At 70.3% G+C, this 3,956-nt stretch carries 4 protein-coding genes; 1 reads left to right on the top strand and 3 read right to left on the bottom strand.

The window, feature by feature from the left end; genetic code table 11:
• Nucleotides 1-183: 183 nt before the first annotated feature.
• From creC to FUT87_RS29985, 3 genes are read right to left on the bottom strand one after another with little or no spacing between them, the layout of a single operon-like run.
• Nucleotides 184-1,701 (bottom strand): two-component system sensor histidine kinase CreC, encoded by a 1,518-nt coding sequence (creC, locus tag FUT87_RS14240; RefSeq protein WP_147241432.1) that lies wholly within the window; start codon nt 1,699-1,701, stop codon nt 184-186.
• Between the two features lie 6 nt (nt 1,702-1,707).
• The gene (gene creB, locus FUT87_RS14235) at nt 1,708-2,439 is read right to left on the bottom strand and encodes a two-component system response regulator CreB (protein ID WP_147241431.1); all 732 of its coding nucleotides are present in this window, start codon (nt 2,437-2,439) and stop codon (nt 1,708-1,710) included.
• A gap of 8 nt (nt 2,440-2,447) precedes the next feature.
• Nucleotides 2,448-3,380 (bottom strand): helical backbone metal receptor, encoded by a 933-nt coding sequence (locus FUT87_RS29985; RefSeq protein WP_255511833.1) that lies wholly within the window; start codon nt 3,378-3,380, stop codon nt 2,448-2,450.
• Nucleotides 3,381-3,676: 296 nt separating this feature from the next.
• Here FUT87_RS29985 and FUT87_RS14225 point away from each other — a divergent pair.
• Nucleotides 3,677-3,956 (top strand): RNA-binding protein (locus FUT87_RS14225; RefSeq protein WP_147241433.1); only part of this gene is annotated, 280 nt, incomplete at its 3' end.

The following is a 3,956-nucleotide window of genomic DNA, read 5'->3' as shown; positions in this document are numbered from 1 at the left end:
CGGCGCGCTGGCGCTGCTGGCGCTCGTCGACCAGCCAGCCGATGCGCATCAGCACCATCAGCAACAGCAGCGTCACCCCGCCCAGGATCAGCAGCTTCCACCACAGCGCCTTGCTCTGCATTCGTCCTCTCCTTGCCCGCGGGCCATTTAGGGAAGGCGGCAGTCTCGGCAGGCGGGGTGAGCTCAGGACGAAGTTTGTGTGGCGGCCGTGAAGTGGGGGAAGGAGAGCCGCACGCGCAGGCCCGGCTCGGCCGGCTCGAAGCGCAGGTCGCCGCGGTGCAGGCCGGCGATCTGGCGCACGATCGCCAGGCCCAGGCCGGAGCCCTTGCGCAGGCTGCCCGGTCGCGCCGTCGAGAAGAAGCGCTCGCCCAGCTGCGCGAACGCGGCGGTCGGCACGCCGGGCCCCTGGTCGCGGAGCTCGAAGAAGGCGCGGCGGCCGCCCGCCCCGGACGCGGGCTCGATGCCGACCTGCAGCGTCAGCTCGGCGCCGGCGGGCGAGAAGTCGATCGCGTTGGCCAGCAGGTTGCTGATGGCGAGCATCAGCATCTCGGCGTCGGCCTGCAGCTCGACCTCGTCGCGGCGCAGCCAGCGCACCGTCAGCGCCTGCTGCGCCAGGCGGTCGTCGAGTTGCGCGAGCACCTCGTCGACCGTGGCCGCCAGCGCCACCGGCCGCGGATGCGCCGGCCCGCGCCGCAACTCCAGCGTCGACAGCGCCAGCAGCCGCTCGACCAGTTCCGTCATGCGCTCGCTCTGCGAGACCACCTGCGCGGCGAAGCGCTGGCGGTCCGGCGCCGGCAGGTCGTCCTGCAGCAGCTCGCCGGCTCCGCGCAGCGCCGCCAGCGGGCTCTTGAGCTCATGCGTGAGCGCGCGCGCCATGTGCTCGAGGCGCTCGCGCCCATCGAGCCGCTCTCGCATCGCGTCCATCGCATGGGCCAGGTCGCCGAGTTCACCGGGCACCTTGGGCGGCGCCTGGCGCTCGCCCATCTGCACTTCCTGGGCGTAGCGGCGCAGGCGCCGCACGGTGACGATCATCCAGGCCGTCACCGCCACGCCCACCGCCAGCGACACCGCCAGCAGCGACAGTCCCGCGATCCAGATGCGGCGCTCGGCGCGGTAGATGATCTGCTGCACCGCGGCGGCCGGCTTGGCGACGGTGACCACGCCGATCGTGCGGCCGTCCAGGCGCACCGGCGCGGCCACGTACATCACCGGGCTGCCCTGCGCGTCCTTGCCGTTGCCCAGGTCGCCGGCGTTGCCGTAGGGCGTGAGCTGTTCCGGTGTCGTCCGGGCGCCGTATTCGCCGCGCAGCGTGCGGGCGACGTCATTCCAGGCCGAGTAGTCCTGCCCGACCGCCGGCGCGGGACTGGTGTCCAGCACCACGCGGCCGGCGGCGTCGGTGACATAGATGCGGAAATCCAGCGTGCGCTTGCGGGCGCTGAGGATGCGGGCGTCCACCGGCCGCTCCGCGTAGTCCTTCACCCGCTGCGCGAAAGCGGTGCCCACCAGGTCGCCGCCGGGCGGCATCGCGGCCAGTTCATCGCGGGCCAGCGCCGCCACCAGGTTGGCGGTGTCCACCATCATGTCTTCCATCACCTCGCGCACGCTGGGCTTGAACTCGCCCAGCACGACGCGCAGCAGGATGAAGGCGCTCAGGCCCGCCACCAGGAAGAAGCCGAGGAACAGCCGCAGGCCCAGGCGCATGCGCCGTCACTCCAGCGAGTAGCCCATGCCGCGGTGCGTGCGGATGGGGTCCAGCTCCGGGCGCACCTGGCGCAGCTTGGCGCGCAGCGTCTTGATGTGGGTGTCGACGGTGCGGTCGCCGCTGTCGGCGTCCAGGCCCCAGACGGCATCGAGCAGGCTCTCGCGGCTGTGGATGCGGCCGGGCGCCTTCAGCAGTCGCAGCAGCAGGCCGAGCTCGCGGCGGGTCAACGGCAGCAGCTCGCCATGGAAACGCACGCGGGAGCCCTCGGCCTCGACGAGGAAACCGGCCACGGCCGGCGCGCTCGGCTCCGCCGGGGCCTGGGCCCGCCGCAGCAGCGCCCGCACCCGCGCCACCAGCTCCCGGTTGCTGAAGGGCTTGGCGAGGTAGTCGTCCGCGCCGAGTTCCAGCCCCAGCACCTTGTCGCTCTCCTCGCTGCGCGCGCTGAGCATCAGCACCGGCAGGCGCCCGAGCGGGCCCTGGCGCAGTTCGCGGCACAGGTCCAGGCCGTTGCCGTCGGGCAGGCCCACGTCCAGGATCGCCAGGTCCGGCGGCGTCGTGGACAGCGCGGCGCGGGCCTCGTGCAGCCAGCCGCAGGCGCGGACGCGGTAGCCCTCGCGTTCCAGCACGAAGCTGACCGTCTGGGCGATGGCGGGGTCGTCCTCCAGCAGCAGGACCTGGCCGGCGAACGGCGCGGGCGGCAGGGTGGGCGAGGACGGGGCGGGCGCGGTCGAACTCATGGGCGCGATCATCGCGGAGCGGCGGACAGTCCGCGAAGGTAACGCAGCCCCTCGGCGGCGCGCGGGCCATACCAGCTGACCAACTCGCCATCGACGAGGCGCACCCTCGCGTTCGGGCACAGCGCCTGGGCTTCGGCCAGGTGCTGGGCGCCGAACCGGTAGGGCTCGGAACTGAGCAGCAGTTCGTCGACGCCGGCCAGCCAGGGCTCGTCGCCCGTCAGCACCGGATAGCGCGCCGCGCCGCGCTCGCCGCCCTCGACCGGGGGCCAGGTCGCCCAGCCCACCTCCGCGAGCATGCGGGAGATATAGGTATCGCGGGCGACCGTCATCCAGGGGTCGCGCCAGATCAGATAGAGGACGCGCGGCGCCGGCCGCCCCTCGCCCGCTGCCCGCAGGGCCCGACAGACCGCCAGTTCCTCCCGCAGGGCGTCGGCCAGCCGGTTCGCCCGGTCACGGAGATCGGGGACATGCGGGAGCGAACTCGCCCCTGTCGAACTTTCTTCCGAGCCTTGGAGATTTCTGCCGGTGAGTTCAGACCTGACCCTCCAATCGGCGGCAAAAACCTCCACCATCTCCACCATCTGGGTGACCAAGGTCAGGTTGTCAGCGGGTGCGCAGGGATGCGTCACCACCACATGGGGGACGAATTCGCGCAGGGCCTGGACCGTCTCGAGCCGGTTTTCATCAACGTTCACGATGACATGGCTCGGGGCCAGCATCCGCAACTTGCGGAGATTGACGTCCTTGGTTCCACCGATCTTTGATATTGCTGACACCGCCGGCGCGGGATGAATGCAAAAACCGGTGCGACCGACCACCCAAGGCCCCAGTCCGAGGGCGAACAGCAGTTCGGTCACCGACGGAACCAGCGAGACGATGCGCAGCTCGGGCGTGAGCGGGACGGGCGTGGACGGCGGGCGCTGGAGGGCGATGGGCGTCACCTTGTGCGATTAGGGGGCGGGTTCACCCGCATAGTGGAAAACACCGAGCGCCGGCGGGGGGTCTCGGGAGCCGGTTTTGCCCCGATGTAAAGCCGGCGGCGAAGGATTTCCAGCGCTTCCGACACTGCTCGGGGTTTGCGCGCATAAGCTGAAAAACAACAACCGGCTTGACGCGTTGCGAACCGCCAATCCTGTCACACATAATCGGATCGCCTGAATGCAGCGCCTTCGTATGAGTGGTTCACGATGGGTTGAAGCAGCACATTGGGTTATTTGGTTTTGAAAGGGCTTCCCCCATGGGAAACAAGCTATACGTGGGCAACCTCGCTTACAGCGTGCGAGATGAGTCGCTCCAGGAGGCATTCTCGCAATTCGGCACCGTCATCTCCGCCAAGGTCATGATGGACCGCGAGACCGGCCGTTCCAAGGGCTTCGGCTTCGTGGAAATGTCGACCGACGACGAAGCGCAATCCGCCATCAACGGCATGAACGGTCAGGCCCTGGAAGGCCGCGCGATCGTGGTCAACGTGGCGCGTCCGCGTGAAGACCGTCCGGGTGGCGGCGGCGGCTTCGGTG

The organism is Mitsuaria sp. TWR114 (assembly GCF_007997345.1).
The sequence above is the reverse complement of the archived record's forward strand: the minus strand, read 5'-3'. Positions and strand labels throughout refer to the sequence as shown.

What these genes read in the sequence shown, in the direction of transcription:
- creC (WP_147241432.1), bottom strand. Translation starts at nt 1,701, where the DNA reads ATGCGCCTGGGCCTGCGGCTGTTCCTCGGCTTCTTCCTGGTGGCGGGC.
- creB (WP_147241431.1), bottom strand. Translation starts at nt 2,439, where the DNA reads ATGAGTTCGACCGCGCCCGCCCCGTCCTCGCCCACCCTGCCGCCCGCG.